Annotated in this window: 18 protein-coding genes; 6 read left to right on the top strand and 12 right to left on the bottom strand. The window is 64.6% G+C overall.

What is annotated here, in order from left to right; all coding sequences use genetic code 11:
* Positions 1–94 precede the first annotated feature (94 nt).
* Positions 95–1,366, top strand: coding sequence for an MFS transporter (locus V9L18_RS11140; protein WP_337347314.1), 1,272 nt, complete (start codon positions 95–97; stop codon positions 1,364–1,366).
* On the opposite strand, the gene V9L18_RS11135 is transcribed toward V9L18_RS11140, so the two are convergent.
* The 9 genes from V9L18_RS11135 to V9L18_RS11095 all read right to left on the bottom strand — a co-directional run bounded on the left by V9L18_RS11135 (position 1,363) and on the right by V9L18_RS11095 (position 6,990).
* On the bottom strand, positions 1,363–2,472 hold the full coding sequence (locus V9L18_RS11135; protein WP_337347231.1) for an acyltransferase family protein: 1,110 nt from the start codon (positions 2,470–2,472) through the stop codon (positions 1,363–1,365). The genes V9L18_RS11140 and V9L18_RS11135 overlap by 4 nt on opposite strands.
* 263 nt (positions 2,473–2,735) lie before the next feature.
* Positions 2,736–3,203 (bottom strand): DUF805 domain-containing protein, encoded by a 468-nt coding sequence (locus tag V9L18_RS11130; protein ID WP_337347230.1) that lies wholly within the window; start codon positions 3,201–3,203, stop codon positions 2,736–2,738.
* A 209-nt stretch (positions 3,204–3,412) separates the two neighbouring features.
* Positions 3,413–3,910, bottom strand: coding sequence for a LysM peptidoglycan-binding domain-containing protein (locus tag V9L18_RS11125; RefSeq protein ID WP_337347229.1), 498 nt, complete (start codon positions 3,908–3,910; stop codon positions 3,413–3,415).
* A gap of 84 nt (positions 3,911–3,994) precedes the next feature.
* Positions 3,995–4,663, bottom strand: a complete 669-nt coding sequence (locus tag V9L18_RS11120) for a cyclodeaminase/cyclohydrolase family protein (protein ID WP_337347228.1) — start codon at positions 4,661–4,663, stop codon at positions 3,995–3,997.
* Positions 4,664–4,745: 82 nt separating this feature from the next.
* Positions 4,746–4,934 (bottom strand): hypothetical protein, encoded by a 189-nt coding sequence (locus tag V9L18_RS11115; protein WP_337347227.1) that lies wholly within the window; start codon positions 4,932–4,934, stop codon positions 4,746–4,748.
* 151 nt (positions 4,935–5,085) lie between these two features.
* The gene (locus tag V9L18_RS11110; protein WP_337347226.1) at positions 5,086–5,838 is read right to left on the bottom strand and encodes a GAF and ANTAR domain-containing protein; all 753 of its coding nucleotides are present in this window, start codon (positions 5,836–5,838) and stop codon (positions 5,086–5,088) included.
* A gap of 5 nt (positions 5,839–5,843) precedes the next feature.
* Complete coding sequence (locus V9L18_RS11105; protein WP_337347225.1) at positions 5,844–6,203, bottom strand: hypothetical protein; 360 nt, start codon at positions 6,201–6,203, stop codon at positions 5,844–5,846.
* 57 nt (positions 6,204–6,260) lie between these two features.
* Positions 6,261–6,761 carry an HAD domain-containing protein gene (locus V9L18_RS11100; protein WP_337347224.1) on the bottom strand — a complete coding sequence of 167 codons (501 nt, stop codon included), beginning with the start codon at positions 6,759–6,761 and terminating at the stop codon, positions 6,261–6,263.
* Positions 6,762–6,786: 25 nt separating this feature from the next.
* The gene (locus V9L18_RS11095; RefSeq protein WP_337347223.1) at positions 6,787–6,990 is read right to left on the bottom strand and encodes a hypothetical protein; all 204 of its coding nucleotides are present in this window, start codon (positions 6,988–6,990) and stop codon (positions 6,787–6,789) included.
* A gap of 134 nt (positions 6,991–7,124) precedes the next feature.
* On the opposite strand from V9L18_RS11095, the gene arfB reads away from it, so the two are divergent.
* On the top strand, positions 7,125–7,547 hold the full coding sequence (gene arfB / locus V9L18_RS11090) for an alternative ribosome rescue aminoacyl-tRNA hydrolase ArfB (protein WP_337347222.1): 423 nt from the start codon (positions 7,125–7,127) through the stop codon (positions 7,545–7,547).
* A gap of 30 nt (positions 7,548–7,577) precedes the next feature.
* Here arfB and V9L18_RS11085 read toward each other — a convergent pair whose 3' ends face one another.
* The 3 genes from V9L18_RS11085 to V9L18_RS11075 form a co-directional block, all read right to left on the bottom strand.
* A complete protein-coding gene (locus V9L18_RS11085) occupies positions 7,578–7,991 on the bottom strand; it encodes a hypothetical protein (protein WP_337347221.1) in 414 nt (137 codons plus the stop codon).
* Positions 7,988–8,536, bottom strand: coding sequence for an SRPBCC family protein (locus tag V9L18_RS11080; RefSeq protein WP_337347220.1), 549 nt, complete (start codon positions 8,534–8,536; stop codon positions 7,988–7,990). Before V9L18_RS11080 ends, V9L18_RS11085 begins: the two co-directional genes overlap by 4 nt.
* Before the next feature lie 91 nt (positions 8,537–8,627).
* On the bottom strand, positions 8,628–10,277 hold the full coding sequence (locus V9L18_RS11075) for a helix-turn-helix transcriptional regulator (protein ID WP_337347219.1): 1,650 nt from the start codon (positions 10,275–10,277) through the stop codon (positions 8,628–8,630).
* A 174-nt stretch (positions 10,278–10,451) separates the two neighbouring features.
* Here V9L18_RS11075 and V9L18_RS11070 point away from each other — a divergent pair, with 174 nt between their 5' ends.
* The 4 genes from V9L18_RS11070 to V9L18_RS11055 all read left to right on the top strand — a co-directional run bounded on the left by V9L18_RS11070 (position 10,452) and on the right by V9L18_RS11055 (position 14,592).
* Positions 10,452–11,609 (top strand): flavin-containing monooxygenase, encoded by a 1,158-nt coding sequence (locus V9L18_RS11070; protein WP_337347218.1) that lies wholly within the window; start codon positions 10,452–10,454, stop codon positions 11,607–11,609.
* A 330-nt stretch (positions 11,610–11,939) separates the two neighbouring features.
* Positions 11,940–12,965, top strand: a complete 1,026-nt coding sequence (gene bioB / locus V9L18_RS11065; protein WP_337347217.1) for a biotin synthase BioB — start codon at positions 11,940–11,942, stop codon at positions 12,963–12,965.
* Positions 12,962–13,219, top strand: a complete 258-nt coding sequence (gene bsaP, locus V9L18_RS11060) for a biotin synthase auxiliary protein BsaP (protein ID WP_337347216.1) — start codon at positions 12,962–12,964, stop codon at positions 13,217–13,219. The genes bioB and bsaP overlap by 4 nt, the downstream gene beginning before the upstream one ends.
* Complete coding sequence (locus V9L18_RS11055; RefSeq protein ID WP_337347215.1) at positions 13,216–14,592, top strand: adenosylmethionine--8-amino-7-oxononanoate transaminase; 1,377 nt, start codon at positions 13,216–13,218, stop codon at positions 14,590–14,592. Before bsaP ends, V9L18_RS11055 begins: the two co-directional genes overlap by 4 nt.
* Positions 14,593–14,599: the final 7 nt, after the last annotated feature.

The raw sequence follows: 14,599 nt of genomic DNA, 5'->3' as shown, positions 1-14,599 counted from the left end.
ATGCTGAGGTTTCGCCGGCGCTCTGGCACACCACGTTGAACGGGGCGAGAATAGCCTCGTGTTCCTAACTCGCCGCGGCGGGGACGGCGAAACGATGAACGCTGCCGCCCGAAAGATTCAGCGCATCTATCTGACGTTGACGCTGGGCAATACCCTTGCGGCCTCCTTCATCTGGGGCGTCAACACGCTATTCCTGCTTGACGCGGGGCTGACAAACTTCGAAGCTTTCGCCGCGAACGCCTTCTTCACGGCCGGAATGGTAATTTTCGAGGTTCCCACGGGAGTGATCGCCGACGGTTGGGGCCGTCGGGTTTCGTTCCTGCTGGGCACCGTAACCTTGGCCGGTTCAACCTACCTTTACTACCTGCTGTGGCTGCTGTCTGCGCCGTTCCCCTGGTGGGCCGCGGTGTCGATACTGCTGGGCCTGGGTTTCACGTTCTTCTCGGGGGCGGTTGAGGCCTGGCTGGTGGATGCCCTGCACTTCTCGGGGTACGAAGGCGGGCTCGAGTCGGTCTTCGGGCGCGGGCAGATGGTGTCCGGGGTGGCGATGCTCGGTGGCTCGGTGGCCGGCGGCGTCATTGCCCAGGCCACGGACCTCGGCGTGCCGTTCCTGGTGCGGGTGGGCGTGCTGTTGGCCATGTTCGCGTTGGCGTTTTGGCTCATGCACGACGTCGGGTTCACCCCTGAACGGTCAGCGCACCCCTTGCGTGCGACGCGGGCTGTGCTGTCCGCTTCGATCGACAACGGCCTGAAAATCCCGCCCGTGCGGTACGTGATGCTGGCTGCCCCCTTCAGTACCGGCGTCGGATATTACGTCTTCTATGCCCTGCAGCCGTACCTGTTGGAGCTCTTCGGGGATCCGCGGGCGTACTCCGTGGCCGGCCTGGCGGCGGCAATCGTGGCCGGCGCGGAGGTAGTGGGCGGCTGGCTCGCCCCCCATGTCCGGGGCCTGTTCCGCAAACGCACGTCCGTGTTGATCCTTAGCGCCTGTATCAGCGCGCTGCTTCTCCTGGTGCTCGGGTTTACCCAGGTGTTCTGGGTGGCCTTGGCACTGCTGACGCTGTGGGCTGTGGTCGACTCCGCGGCAATGCCCGTGCGGCAGGCCTACGTCAACGACATGATCCCGTCCAAGCAGCGGGCCACAGTACTCAGCTTTGGTTCGCTGATGGGATCGAGCGGTGGCGTAGTGGTCCAGCCGGCGCTCGGCCGGGGTGCCGACGTGTTCGGCTACCCCGCATCCCTTGCCATGGCCGGTGTGATCCAGCTCTTTGTGGTCCCGTTCGTGCTGGCGAGCCGCCGGCAGGGCTCCCCCGCCGACGTGGCCAAAGCTTCGACGACGCCATCGACCGAGGAGACCAGCCCCTAGGTGCCGTAGCGCTTGTCGAACCGTACGCGTCCCATGCGGCCAAGCCTTTCCACGGTGTGCCAGCTGATCACCGCCACGAGCAGGGTCAGCACGATGGCCAGCACTGCCACGAGCGGCGGAAGGTTGGCCGTTGATCCGTGGTTGAGCCACAGAATGATCGGATAGTTCCAGAGGTACGTCGCGTAGGACACCGTGCCCAGCAACTGCAATGGCCGGGACCATTGAGGCATTTGGTGTTGAGTGGAAGAGGCCAGGACCACCAAGACGGCGGCGGCAACCATGGCCAGGGGGCCGCCGGCGAAAAAGAACGCCGGGGACTCGTTGGCCTTGGGAAAGAACATCAGCGCACCCAGGACCGCGGCCGCACCAAGAAGGGCCGCCCGCCGGGTGCTGCGCCCCGAGAACCAGCCGGACAGCCGCACACGATACAGGCGCAGTGCGGCACCGATGATCAGCCCGAGGCCCCACGTCGTCGGAAGCGCGTAGACCAGGGAGTGCAGGTGCGGGGCCAGGATCAGCATCCCCAAAACGCTCGCCGCCATTAGTGAATAGACGACGGCGGCCGACCAGCTAATCAGGAGCGCCTGCCGGTTCGTCCGCAGGGCAAGCACCAGGAGGGCCGGCCAGATGAGATAGAACTGTTCCTCCACCGCAAGTGTCCAAAGCGGCCCGATGGCCATGCTGACATCGAACGGCAGCGGCAGGTCTTTGAGGTACCCGAAACCGGCCAGGAGTGTGTAACCGATGATTCCCTTCGACCGGTCCCCGAGGACGTCGGCCATGAGTTCCACGATGGCGTATACGCCCAGGAAGGCGGTCAATGCCGGCAGCAGTCGGAAGGCCCGGTGCGCGTAGAAGCGTCCGTAACGGACCTTTCGGTGCCGCTCGACATCCCTCATCAGGACGCCCGTGATCAGGTAACCGCTCAGCACGAAGAACACAATGACACCGACGATTCCGGCGCCCTGGAAGACTCCGGGCCACGAATGCCCCAGCAGGACGGCGCCAACAGCGGCGCCGCGTAGAACATCCAGTCCGCCCAGCCTCTGGCGAACCGTAGTTTGCGGGGCGGCCGTCTTCACGGGTCCACCAATGAGTAACGTCACATAACCTCCGGGGCTTTCGTCCGGCCAGTGCCGGCCTTGGCTGGTCCAAGGCAGGAACTGGGCCCTCGATGCTCGACTGAATTTCGCGGGCGCAAGGCCCGCAGCCTTCCACTCTTCCGGAGTTTTCTGGATGAAACCTGACTGCCGAGCCCCCTCCGGCACGTGTGGGCGGCTGACTGAAGAGGAATGCAGAAGGGCCCGTTCGTCCGAACGGGCCCTTCTGCATGTGGTGGGTCAGCTTCGTGGGCTGACCGAGTTGCGAGCTAGACGCCCGCCGGCCTGTCGTACTTCTGGCCTTCCGGTTTGGACGGCAGGATCGTCAGGACCAGCACCGCCAGGGCGCCGATGAAAGGCACCAGCAGGAGCAGGGCCAGCAGGCCGCTGAAGCCACCGTCGTGGAGACGACGCACAACCAGCGCCAGGGACGGGACGATCGTGGCCAGCCCCCAGATGAGGGCCAGAATGCTTCCGACGCCAAAGTTTGGCGTGCCGTCGGCCGTCGTCGCCGGGCCGCTGATGATGTTAAGGACAATGCTCACAGCAAATGAAACAAGGGCCCACCACCAGAACTCGCTTCGGCTGGCCCGGCCGGAGAAGGTGGCGTACTTCTTGAAGAACCGCTTGACGGCAGCCGGGAACGGCGCTCCGTAGTACGGTGCCCAGAGCGGCGGCTCGCCGCCCTGGAAGGTCTGCGGCTGTGCCTGCTGCTGCGGGTATTGCGGATAGCTCATGGTGATTTCCCCCAAATTTGAGTGATAGGACGAGGCCATCGTACGACTCCACCCGGGGAAGTTTGGCATTTCAATGGACAAAATTTACCTGAACTTACGAAGCGCAGGCGCAATGGCCCCAAGCTGTTCGGGCTTCTCCTTCATGTCCTGAGCCAAAATTACTGGCGGCTGGACTGCCTCCCCTATGGCGTCACGCCACGGGGCAACCGTCAGGCAAGGAGTGGGATGCGGAAGACTTGGCCGGGAAAAATCAGGTTCGGGTTGCTGATTCGATCCCTGTTGGCTTGGAAAATGTCGTCGGCCGTGGTGTTTTGTCCCTGATCCCGGGCGATCTTTGTCAGGTTGTCACCGCTAACTACTTCGTAGAGCCTGAAGCCCTCCAGCCCTGTGAACACCGTAACCGGCACGACGTTTAGATCCGTCCCGGGCGGATTCATACCGGAGGCGTCCTCGCCGAAAACCTGAAGCATCATGTGGGCGGCCCGGGCCGTGAATCCGCCAAGTGAAACCTGATGCCCAAAGTCACGGATCACCCCCATGCTCCCCACGCCCTGGATGTTGCCGGTGGCGACGATGTGCCCGGCAGCGTCGAGCACCCGCCACAGAACAGTGGCTTCAAATCCCGTGCCGAAGCCGGCGATCGTAAAGTCCCGGCCAACGACATCGTTTGATTTGGGCTGGCGGACTTCGATGAGTCGCGGCGCCATGGCTTACCTCCCACTGGTCGGTTCGGTCCACCTTGAACTTACGGAAGTGCCGTTACTGAGGCGTTATTGCTGAACCTTCCCGGCTCACCCCAGCGACGAGGCGTCAGTGGGGGCGGCCCGGTGGTCTATTTTGCCCGTCAAGTCGTCGATGCGGTCCAGGGCGGCATTAAAGCGCTCAACGGTGGCCCACAAAACGGGATGCTGTTCCCGGATCTGTTCGAGCGTGGCACCGGCGGCGGTCAGTTGTGCCAGGTCAAAACTGACGTTGGTGCGTGCCCCTGTCACCGCGGCGCGCAGGGCACCGAACGCGACGACGACATCGGAAATGAGCGCTGGGTTTCCGTTGGATGCCAGCCACCCCAGGTCATCGATGGCGTCGATAGCGCGTTCGCCGAGCACCGCCGATGCCTTCGCGGCTTCGATGGAGGCACGGTGTATCGCCTCCTCACGTTGCGGCCCCGGTTCAAGCCTGAAGGCAGCCCCGAAAGCAGCAGACGCCGACGCATCGTCGTCGGCCAGCCGAAGAGCGGCCTCCCGCAGGGAATGCGCCCGCGCGTGGAGAGCGTTGAGCTCCCCGTGCAGGGCCGCCCCTGGTTCCGTGTATCCGGCAACCATGGACGTCAGTGACGCGGCGATGGCCAGCATCACTCCCGTGCCGGCCCCACCGCCCGGCGAACCGTGGGACTCCGCTAAAGCCCGCGTCCAGTCTTCAACCGTCGAATGCTGCGTTGTAACCGCTTCAGAATCAGCCATGACTCTAAGTTAGCGCTACGGTTGAGGCTCAATGCGTGGTACGCCTTCCAATGAAAGGTCCGCCGGCGGGGCCGTGACGACGCTAAACGCTTGCGTCCGGCCATTGATCCGGGTCGTAGCCGTGCAGGCCTGGAATGCGGCGCGGCCTTTGTGCTTGGTCAGGACGGTCCTCATGAACTTTCTCACCGCTGTCTGCCGATTCAGAAGCTTCGTCTCCGGCCTGCTCCTGGGCTTCGTGACGTTCTCCATCGTTGTGCTTGCTGTCAGCCATTCGGTGCTCCAACCACTCAGAGTGGGGGTCCATCTGCCTGAACCACTACGGAAACAGTAGCTTCAGGAGTACTTGCGGACACGCCGGATCGGCTCAAGATCCGGGCAATATTGCCTAAACTCCAAGGAACGGAACGTACAGGGGAAGACCCCTAGCCGCGGTGGCGAGTGAGGATTTCTCCGCTGCGGGCGAGGTGGTCGGCGACGTCCCTGAGTTTGATATTGGATTCGGAACTGGCCCTCGTCAGGATTTGGAACGCCTGTTGGGAGCTGATTTTGAACCTTTCCATCAGGATTCCCTTGGCCTGTCCGATGAGGTCGCGTGTGTCCAGGGCATGGTTGAGCTGGCTGATTTCCTGTGCGTCGGAAAAAGCGACCGCCGCGTGGGCGGCTACCAGCAGGCCGACCTGTTCTGATTCCTGATCGAAAACGTCAACGTCGTCGCCGTACAGGTTGAGGGCGCCCAGGTTGTCCCCCTCGACGAAAAGCTGGAATGCCAGCATGCTCCGGGCACCGGCGTCGTAGGCTGCGCGCGCGAAATCCGGCCAACGTTGCTCACGGCCCATATTCGGGACCCGGACAATCCGTTCCTCGTAGGCGGCATCAATACAGGGTCCCTGACCCGTGGCGCTCTGCAATGCATCCACCTTCCTGGGGAGATCTCCTGAGGCTGCCCGGGACTGGACGGTCCTCCTGCCCATGACGAGACTGACGGAGGCATCGGCAACGTGCGGGATCAGGTCCAGGGCAGCGTGAACAATGTCCACCAGCAGCGCTTCAGTGTCCTCCTCCTGCTGAAGCTCCCGGGCGAGATCGCTGAGCTGGCCGGCGAGATCGCCACCCACCGCCGGTTCAGGCGCAGCGGCGGCCCGGGCTTCTCCCGTCCTGAAGGTCATGTCCTTCATCTCTGCTACGGTCCTTGCTCCTGTTCGCCTGCCTGGTATGCCTGCTTGTCCTCCGGTTCGGGGACGACCTGATTGGCAATCAGGTCCACGCGGTCGGCGGCGGTCAGCCGCTCATCGTTCTGTATGGCGGCTACATCCCCACCGTTGACCTCCGGAGCACCGGAACTCCCCGTTTCCGTACCCGGCTTGGCCGTCTCCTCGTGGTGTTCGGCCTTATGGCGTGCCTCATCGAGGTGATGCTCCAGCTTCTCCTCCGCGTCCCGCCGGCGCTGTCCGACAGTCCGTATCTGCTGCGTGGTTGGAGCCGCATGCGCGTGCTGGTGCGGGCCAAGATCATGCGGCTGTTCTGGGTATTTATCACTCATAAAGGCATCGTCCCACCGGACGCGCGCTGCGGGAAGAGGACCTCTGGACCGGGAGCATCAATCGTCCGGACTGTCATTCGTTAACACCTCGACAGCGACGACGTGCACTTCCGACAGCCCCTGCGCCGGAGCCGGCTTCTCCAGCAGGACCGGCTGGTGATGGTTGTGGGCCCATTCCCGGGCGTCGGACCCCAGCACGTCATCGATCCACACCACGGCGTCCCAGTCGGCTTTGCCCAGGAGTTCCATTGTGGCCAACCACCGGCGCACCGACCGGAGCTTCGGCGTCGGCTCTTCGATGTCCTCGGCACGCATGGACACCGTCACCCGCAAGGGTTCCTCGTCCAGCTGCAGCTGCGACTCCAAGCTGGCCGTTGAGTCTGCCGGCCACCTTGAAACCCACGCGATCCGGCCGCACCGGGCAAGCCTTCTGACGAGGGAAACGGTGCCATCCGACAGCTCCAACTCCGTCGGATCCCCTTCCGTGCCAGGGCGGGCCACAGGGTTGAGCACGCCATCAACGTCGAGGAGGATAATCGGCTTCACAGTCGCGGCCACGAACTAATCGCAGCGGTTTCCGCAACTAACCGGCGGGCGCAACGACGTCCTCCAGCATCGACCTGTCAAAGAAACGGATCTCGCCCGTCGCCTCGAAGAAGACCGGGACTACTGATGTGCTGGGGTCCTTGGACGTTTCGTAGATATCAGGCGCATTTCCATGCTTCCGGGCAATTGTTCCAACCAGGTCGGTACCGCGAACCCGGACGGTTCGGTATTTGTAGCTCATGGTGACCCCTTCGTCGACTAGGGCAAACCCTACTCCTGGAGTTGTACTCCTGGGACCTTGCGACCCAGCCGGGACCCCGGTGTTGCCGCCCGAAAGGAGTCTTCACCGTGCCCATGTTGTGCAACGCTTGGTACATGGATCTGGAAGTGTCGCCCGCGCTCACGATACCCGCCTCGGAACTCGGCTGGCGGTTTTCGAGGTCGTCCGGACCTGGCGGACAACACGTCAACACCTCAGACAGCCGCGTGGAGCTTTTCTGGAACGTCTGCACCTCGTCGGCGCTGTCGGACGTCCAACGAGTGAGGCTGCTGACGCGTCTCGAACCGCGTCTCATCGCCGGGGTGATCACTTTAACCGCCTCCGAGCAGCGCTCCCAGCTCCGCAACCGCGAGATCGCCCTGGCCAAGCTCGCCGGCCTGGTGGCAGAGGGTATTGCTCCCGAAGCGGCCCGCCGCCGGGCGACCAAACCCACGCGGGGCTCGAACCGCCGTCGCCTTGCCGCAAAGCAACAGCGTGCGGCGACCAAACAGCAAAGGAAGCGTCCGCCCGCCGAGTAGCTCAGCCGCCACGGGTGTCCATTCGGATAGTCAGCTCGCCTCGGATTGCAGGTTCTGCGCTACCACTGCCAGCGTACGGGCGAGCTCGTCGGTCGGGCTGAACTCCACCAATTCCGTACCTGGAGCAAGCTCGTCGGTATGGCCAGGAGCCGTGTAGTAGGCCTCACCCGCTTCGACGATCTCGTCCCCCGCGGGCGTGTGCATGATGAGCCTGCCCTTGACGACATATCCCCAGTGGTGGCTCTGGCACAGGTCATCCGGCAAGCCTTGGTAGAACGGCGTGAAATCGCCTCCCTCCTCGAATTTTTCGAATGCGATCGTGTATCCGTCGGCTTCCCGATAGCGGCCCTCATAGCCGGTCATGCGCTCCACCCGTGCGGTCTCGTCGTCTTTTGATAGCTTTGCCATCGTCTTGTTCCTTTTCTTGGCTTCTGCGCGGGTCACGCCCGTGCTGTGGATTCCGCCGCCGCGATCAGCCGCTGCAGCCCTGCCCTGCTTGCCCGCGCCCACTCACGCGCGGCGAGTGACCGCAAGACGGGAGTTCCAAACATCGCCAGCATGCCGGGCAGGGCGGTCGCCCGGACCAGGCGGCAGGTGTAAGTCACGTCGCTCTGGTTTCCGTCCGGACGTATTTCATACCGGTGCACTAGGAGCCAGTCCGCTGGCGTCCCGTTTTTCTTGGACTCCAATGCCGACTCCGTGACCCGCTCGAACGTTGATGGTCGAATGGCTTCTGTGACCACTGAGGAGTCCCGCATCCGGCATATGGAGTCCTCGGCCGTGGACGTGAACTCCGTCCCGGCCGTGGCCTGCCCCGGTGGGGCATCCATGGACAAGAGCGTTGAAGCCTCGGCGCCTCCCCACCCGGGATGGCCTGCCAAATCAGCGAGGACATCGAAAACCGTATGTGCTGGGGCGGCGCTGTGTTCACGGACGGTCACGGCAACCTCGCGATTAAGGACGTTGGCTGCTGTTCTTTGCTGCTTCATTTCCGCACCTCCTAGGGCAATATTCTGCGGACACCCCAAGAATGCGTTGCGGCCGGATGAAAAGGATGGGGGGCATCCCCCATTTGCGGTCCTATTCCGCGAGGGAGTGCCGCAGCGCGAAGGCGGCCGCTTCGCCACGGCTGCGAAGCTGCAGCTTGGCCAGGATGCTGCTCACGTGGTGCTCGGCTGTTTTGGCGCTGATAAAAAGGCGCTCCGCGATTTCGGCGTTGGTCATGGCCTCTGCGAGCAGGGCGAGTACTTCACGTTCCCGCCGCGACAGCAGGCCCAGTGCCTTCGGTCCCGTGCGGGCAGGGCCGCCCAGGGATCGAAGGAGCGCAGCCGCCTTGTCGGCCAAACCGTTAGCGCCGGCGCCGTCGAACACTGCCAGTGCCACCCCGGCCTCGTGCACAGCCACTTCACGGTCCGACTCGCGCAAGGCTTCGGCTAATGCGAGCCGTGCCCGCGCAGCCTCAAGCGGCATGGTCAACTCGCCGAAGATCGCGATCGCTGAGTCGAGCCGTTCGTGCGCCAAGTCGGTGTTACCGACGGCGGCCGCGACGCGACCACCTGTCAGGAGGGACGACGCGATGGCGCGGGGCCAGCGTGTCGCGGAAGCAATCCTGTCCAGGCGTTCTGCGGTCGCCACGGCCTGGCTCGGGACGTGTTGAGCAAGTTCGACCTCGGCAAGCAGCGCGAGCAGTGGAACGGTAAGCAAGCCCTCGCCGACCTGATGGATCCGGCGGTGCAGCAGCGCCGCAGCCACGGCTGTGTCACCAGCCGCGAGACGAACCGCCGCCGTCGCCCGCAACGCGTCGGTGCGGTCTTCAAAGCCCGCGAGCAAGCGGCTTGCTTCCTCCACGCGGCCCTGCAGCAGCCGCAGCTCCGCAAGCTTTGCTGCCGGGTGCACGCATCGGGCACGGTGACCGCCCTGTTCCAGCTCGCGGAGCGTCTTGCTGAGCCAGTCCTCGGCACTGGCGATATCGCCGGAGGCGAGGAAGATCTCCGCGCAGCACGTGCCACAAAATTCCAGGAGCGCGGGGTGCCCCGTACTTTGCATAAAGCGCAGGAGGATCTTGTTCCACTGGCCCAGGCGGGAGGTGTCGCAGGCCTCTTCGCTGGCCCGTGTAACCATGCAGCAGATATCGCCGAAAACTATCTTGTCGCGAAGTTCGCCCGCCGTAACCACCACCATTGCCTCATCAACCAGCGTCATCCCCTCCGGCACGTCGCCAGCGGCAATGGTCCCGAGGCCCAGGAGCGCCAGAGCCGTTGCTTCAAGATCCGGATCTTTGCAGCTCCGCGCAACTTCCAGCGCGGTCCGGGCGTCGTCGCGCGCCGTTGCCGGGTCAGTGCGCAACAGCCCGCGAGTCACAGCCAGCCACCCACGGTCGACGCCGTCCGGGAGGCCGGCCGCGATGCCCTCGGCACGCGCAAGCCAGCCGCGGCTGACCGGCTCGTTGCCCAGCGACTCTGCATATTCCCGCGCCAACCACAGTGCTGAGCGGAATGCCCTCGCGTCCTGGCCGAAACGACGAAAGCCGGCGTAAGCCGCCGTGCGCGCGGCCACAGCCTGGTCCACGTTCCGAAGCCACCACAACGCGGTTGCCAGGCCGTCGTGGGCCTCTGGCTGGTCATGGACCGCCAGCACGGAGTCGAATACGGCTGCGGCCGCTGCCCAGTCGGCAGACGCAAGGAGGCTTTCGCCTTCTCCAAGGCGTTCAGACACCGCGGCGTCGACCATGAATCCATTCTGCTCCCGCGAGTGCCCCCCTCATAGCGTCCGGGTCCCTGTCGCCCGTGTTAAGCCGGCGATAAACTGGCCCTAGCTTGATCTCCAGACACTGCCGGGGCGGAGCCCGCGCCGGATGTGCCGCCGAAAATTGCTGACGGGCCGCAGGGCCGGGGTTGGAGCGTCATGAGCGGGAACCGTGCCGTCATTGTGGGCGCCGGCGCCGCAGGGTTGTCCGTTGCCCTGTCGCTCGTGGACCGGGGCGTTCATCCATTGATCCTGGACCGGGCCGCTACCGCCGGTTCATCCTGGCGGAGCCGGTATGACAGGTTGCGCCTCAACACAAGCCGTCCGTTCTCCCATCTTCCGGGCAGGCGGTTCGCGAAGGGCACGCCGATGTTCCCGACACGCGACCAAATGGTCGAGTACCTTGAGCGCCATTCACAGAATCCGGGCATCACACTGCAGCTGGCGACCGGGGCCGACCGCATCGAACGGGATTCCCTAGGATGGCTGATCAGGACCTCGACCGGCGGGACCATCGAGGCTGAGCAAGTTGTTGTCGCCACAGGCTACGAAAACAAGGCCGTCATTCCGGGCTGGCCAGGCCAAGAGGACTTTGCGGGTACCATCCTCCACTCGTCTGACTACCGGAACCCGGCCGCCTTCCAGGACAAAGCGGTTCTGGTGGTCGGCCCCGGCTGTTCCGGCATGGAAATTGCCTACGACCTCGCAATGGGAGGTGCGGCCAAGGTGTGGCTCGCCGTTCGGAATCCGCCCAATATCCTGCTGAGGACGAGCCCGGGGCCAGTCCCCAACGACATCATTGGCGTCGCGTTGCTGAAGCTTCCGACCAGGTTTGCAGACGCCGTGACCCGTTACGGCCAGCGCTCCGATTTTGGCGACCTCAGCCAGTACGGGTTGCCCTTCCCCGTAGAAGGGGTATTCGCACGGATTGCCCGGGCCGGAGGGGAACCGACCATTGTGGACAGGGACGTTATCGAGGCAATCAAGGCACGGCGCTTCGAAGTCGTCGGTGCAGTGCAGTCCTTTAACGGCGCGGCCGTCCAGCTTGAGCGCGGTACTCCGGTGGAGCCTGACGCCGTCATCTGCGCCACCGGCTACCGCCGCAACCTGGAGCCGCTGGTCGGGCACCTCGGAGTCCTCGACGAACGCGGAATACCAAGGATTCGGGGCGAGAAGCCTGCTGCCGAAGGACTGCGCTTTGTTGGTTTCGTGCCGCGGCCCGGAGCCCTCGGCTACATCGCGAACGAGGCAAAGCATGCGGCTAAGGCCATCGCCCGCGAACTGCAGAAGGTTGAGGTACCGTTCCGGCATGGATGACGCCGCCATTCGATTCCTATCCTGACAACAGAAACATCCCGGAAGCTGTGCCCGCGGGATCAGGGCACCATGGTCGGCCGCTCCGTCTGCCCAGGGTTCCCTGCCCTTGAGGGACCTGCGCTGTGGACGGCCGTTGCCACCCCCCAACGCAATGGCGAGTCTACGAGGACACTCCGCAGGCGCGAGTCGCGCCCTCCTGAGTAAAGCAGTACCCGGTCCGTCCAACGTCGGCTTCACCACCTTGTCGAAACCCAACAAAATCTCGCCTGCAACCGGGAACTACCGTCAGATCACAAGAAATATCCGCACCTAAGCACCCTAGGACGATCAATGACGATGCAGCCAGACCTCCAGGCCAAGCCCGGCACCATCCTCGAAACCGCCCGCACGCAGGTCCTTGACCAGGGTATCGGCCTCTCCGAAAACCAGCTCCTGGAAATCCTCCGGCTGCCGGACAGCGACTTGCCCGCCGCCCTGCAACTTGCGCACGAAGTGCGGCTCAAACACTGCGGCGAAGACGTCGAAGTCGAGGGCATCATCTCCATCAAGACCGGCGGCTGCCCCGAGGACTGCCACTTCTGCAGCCAGTCCGGCCTCTTCGACTCCCCCGTCCGCGGCGTCTGGCTCGACATCCCCGAACTCGTGAAGGCCGCCAAGGAAACCGCCGCCACGGGAGCCACCGAATTCTGCATCGTCGCGGCTGTCCGCGGACCCGACATCAAGCTCATGAACCAGATCAAGTTCGCCATCGACCGAATCAACGAAGCAGTGGATATCAACATCGCCTGCTCCCTCGGCATGCTCACCCAGCGGCAGGTGGACCAGCTCGCCAGCTGGGGCGTGCACCGCTACAACCACAACCTCGAGACCGCCCGCAGCTACTTCCCAGAGGTCGTCACCACCCACAGCTATGAGGAACGCCTGGACACCTGCAACATGGTCAAGGACGCCGGCATGGAGCTCTGCTGCGGAGCGCTGATCGGCATGGGCGAAACAGTGGAACAGCGGGCAGAACTCGCAGCCCAACTGGCGGCACTGGAACCCCACGAAGTGCCACTGAACTTCCTCAACCCCCGGCCCGGCACTCCCTTGGAAAACCAAGGCATCATGGACGGCAAGGACGCCCTCCGCGCCATCGCCGCGTTCCGCCTCGCCATGCCCCGCACCGTGCTCCGCTACGCCGGTGGCCGGGAACTGACCCTCGGCGACCTCGGAACCCGCGAAGGCCTCATGGGCGGCATCAACGCCGTCATCGTGGGCAACTACCTCACTACCCTGGGCCGGCCGGCTACCGCGGACCTGAACCTCCTGGTCGAGCTGAACATGCCCATCAAGGAACTCCAGAAGACGCTATGAACCGGGTTTCGCTCCCCCACGCTTCCACCACCGCCGACGCAGTGGGCCCAACCACGGCTGCGTTCTGCGGTCTCTGCGGCGAGCCGTCCGACGGCGGCACCGGCCCGGCGTCGGACGTTCACCACCGTTGCCGCGAACGGCTCGCCATGGAGCCGCCGCGGTACTGCGCCGCCTGCCGGCGCCGCATGAAGGTCCAGGTCACTCCGCTGGGCTGGTCCGCCGAGTGCTCCCGCCATGGGGTGCTCGCACCATGATCGATGAGGCGCAGCCGGGCCTGATCCAGCGGGACCGTGGGCGGTTGTGGCATCCGTATGCGCCCGCCTCGCCGGGCCTTCCGCTGTGGGAAGTGGAGGCGGCCGACGGCGTGCGGCTGCGGATTCGGGGCGAGGACGGCACGCGCCACGAGGTGGTGGATGCGATGTCTTCGTGGTGGTCGGTCATCCATGGTTACCGCAATCCAGTGTTGGACGCGGCGGCAAAGCGGCAGTTGGACAGCTTCAGCCATGTGATGTTCGGCGGCCTCACACACGCCCCGGCGGTTGAACTGGCCGAGCGGCTTGTGGAGATGGCGCCGTCCGCACCTGGACGGCCGGGGCTGGAGCGGGTGTTCCTGGCCGACTCGGGTTCGGTGGCCGTCGAGGTTGCGCTGAAGGTGGCCGTACAGTTCCAGACCGCCTCCGGGCACCCCCAGAGGCAGCGTTTCCTCAGCATCCGTGGCGGGTACCACGGCGATACCTTCGCGGCGATGGGTGTCTGCGATCCCGTTGACGGCATGCACTCCGACTTCCCGGGCCTGCTGGCCGCCAACGTCTTTGCACCCCGACCGCCGGCGGCTTCTTCCGCGACACCGGAGACCGTGCGGGTTTGGGCGTCCGAACTCGGGGACATTGCGGCCGCGCATGCCGGGGAGTTGGCCGCGATTATCGTCGAACCTATCCTCCAGGGTGCCGGCGGGATGCACGCGTACCCGGCCGAATGCCTGACGGTGCTACGACGAGTGGCGGACCGGCATGGGCTGCTGCTCATCTTCGACGAGATCGCCACCGGTTTTGGCCGTACCGGCGAACTGTTCGCGGCTGATCATGGTGGCGTTGTGCCGGACATCATGTGCGTGGGCAAAGCCCTCACCGGCGGGTACCTGACCCTGGCCGCCATGCTCTGCACAGGGGAAATTGCGTCGACGGTATCCGGCGGCAAGGTCGGGGCGCTGCTTCACGGCCCCACGTTCATGGGCAACCCGCTGGCGTGCGCAGTGGCCAACGCCAGCCTCGGCATCATCGACGGCGGCTGCTGGCGGGCCGACGTCGCACGGATCGGCGCAGGTTTGGAAGCGGGGCTCGCCCCTGCCATTGACCTTGAGTCCGTCCGTGATGTCCGCACCATCGGCGCCGTCGGCGTCATCGAACTGCACGACGCCGTCGACGTCTCGGCGGTCACTGCCGCCGCCGTCCGGCACGGGGTCTGGCTCCGGCCGTTCCGCAACCTCGTCTACACGATGCCACCGTATATCAGCACCGCGGCCGATATTGGGCAGATTACCGCGGGGATGAGGGCCGCCATCGCCGAAGTCCATGAGCGTATCCCGGCACGGAAGTACGTCCCTACAGGATTGGGTGATCGGGGATGACCGGATC

Origin of the sequence: Pseudarthrobacter sp. CCNWLW217 (assembly GCF_037203985.1) — a bacterium.
Taxonomy (GTDB): Bacteria; Actinomycetota; Actinomycetes; order Actinomycetales; family Micrococcaceae; genus Arthrobacter.
Note: the sequence above shows the minus strand (reverse complement) of the source record. Positions and strands in the feature narration are given on the sequence as shown.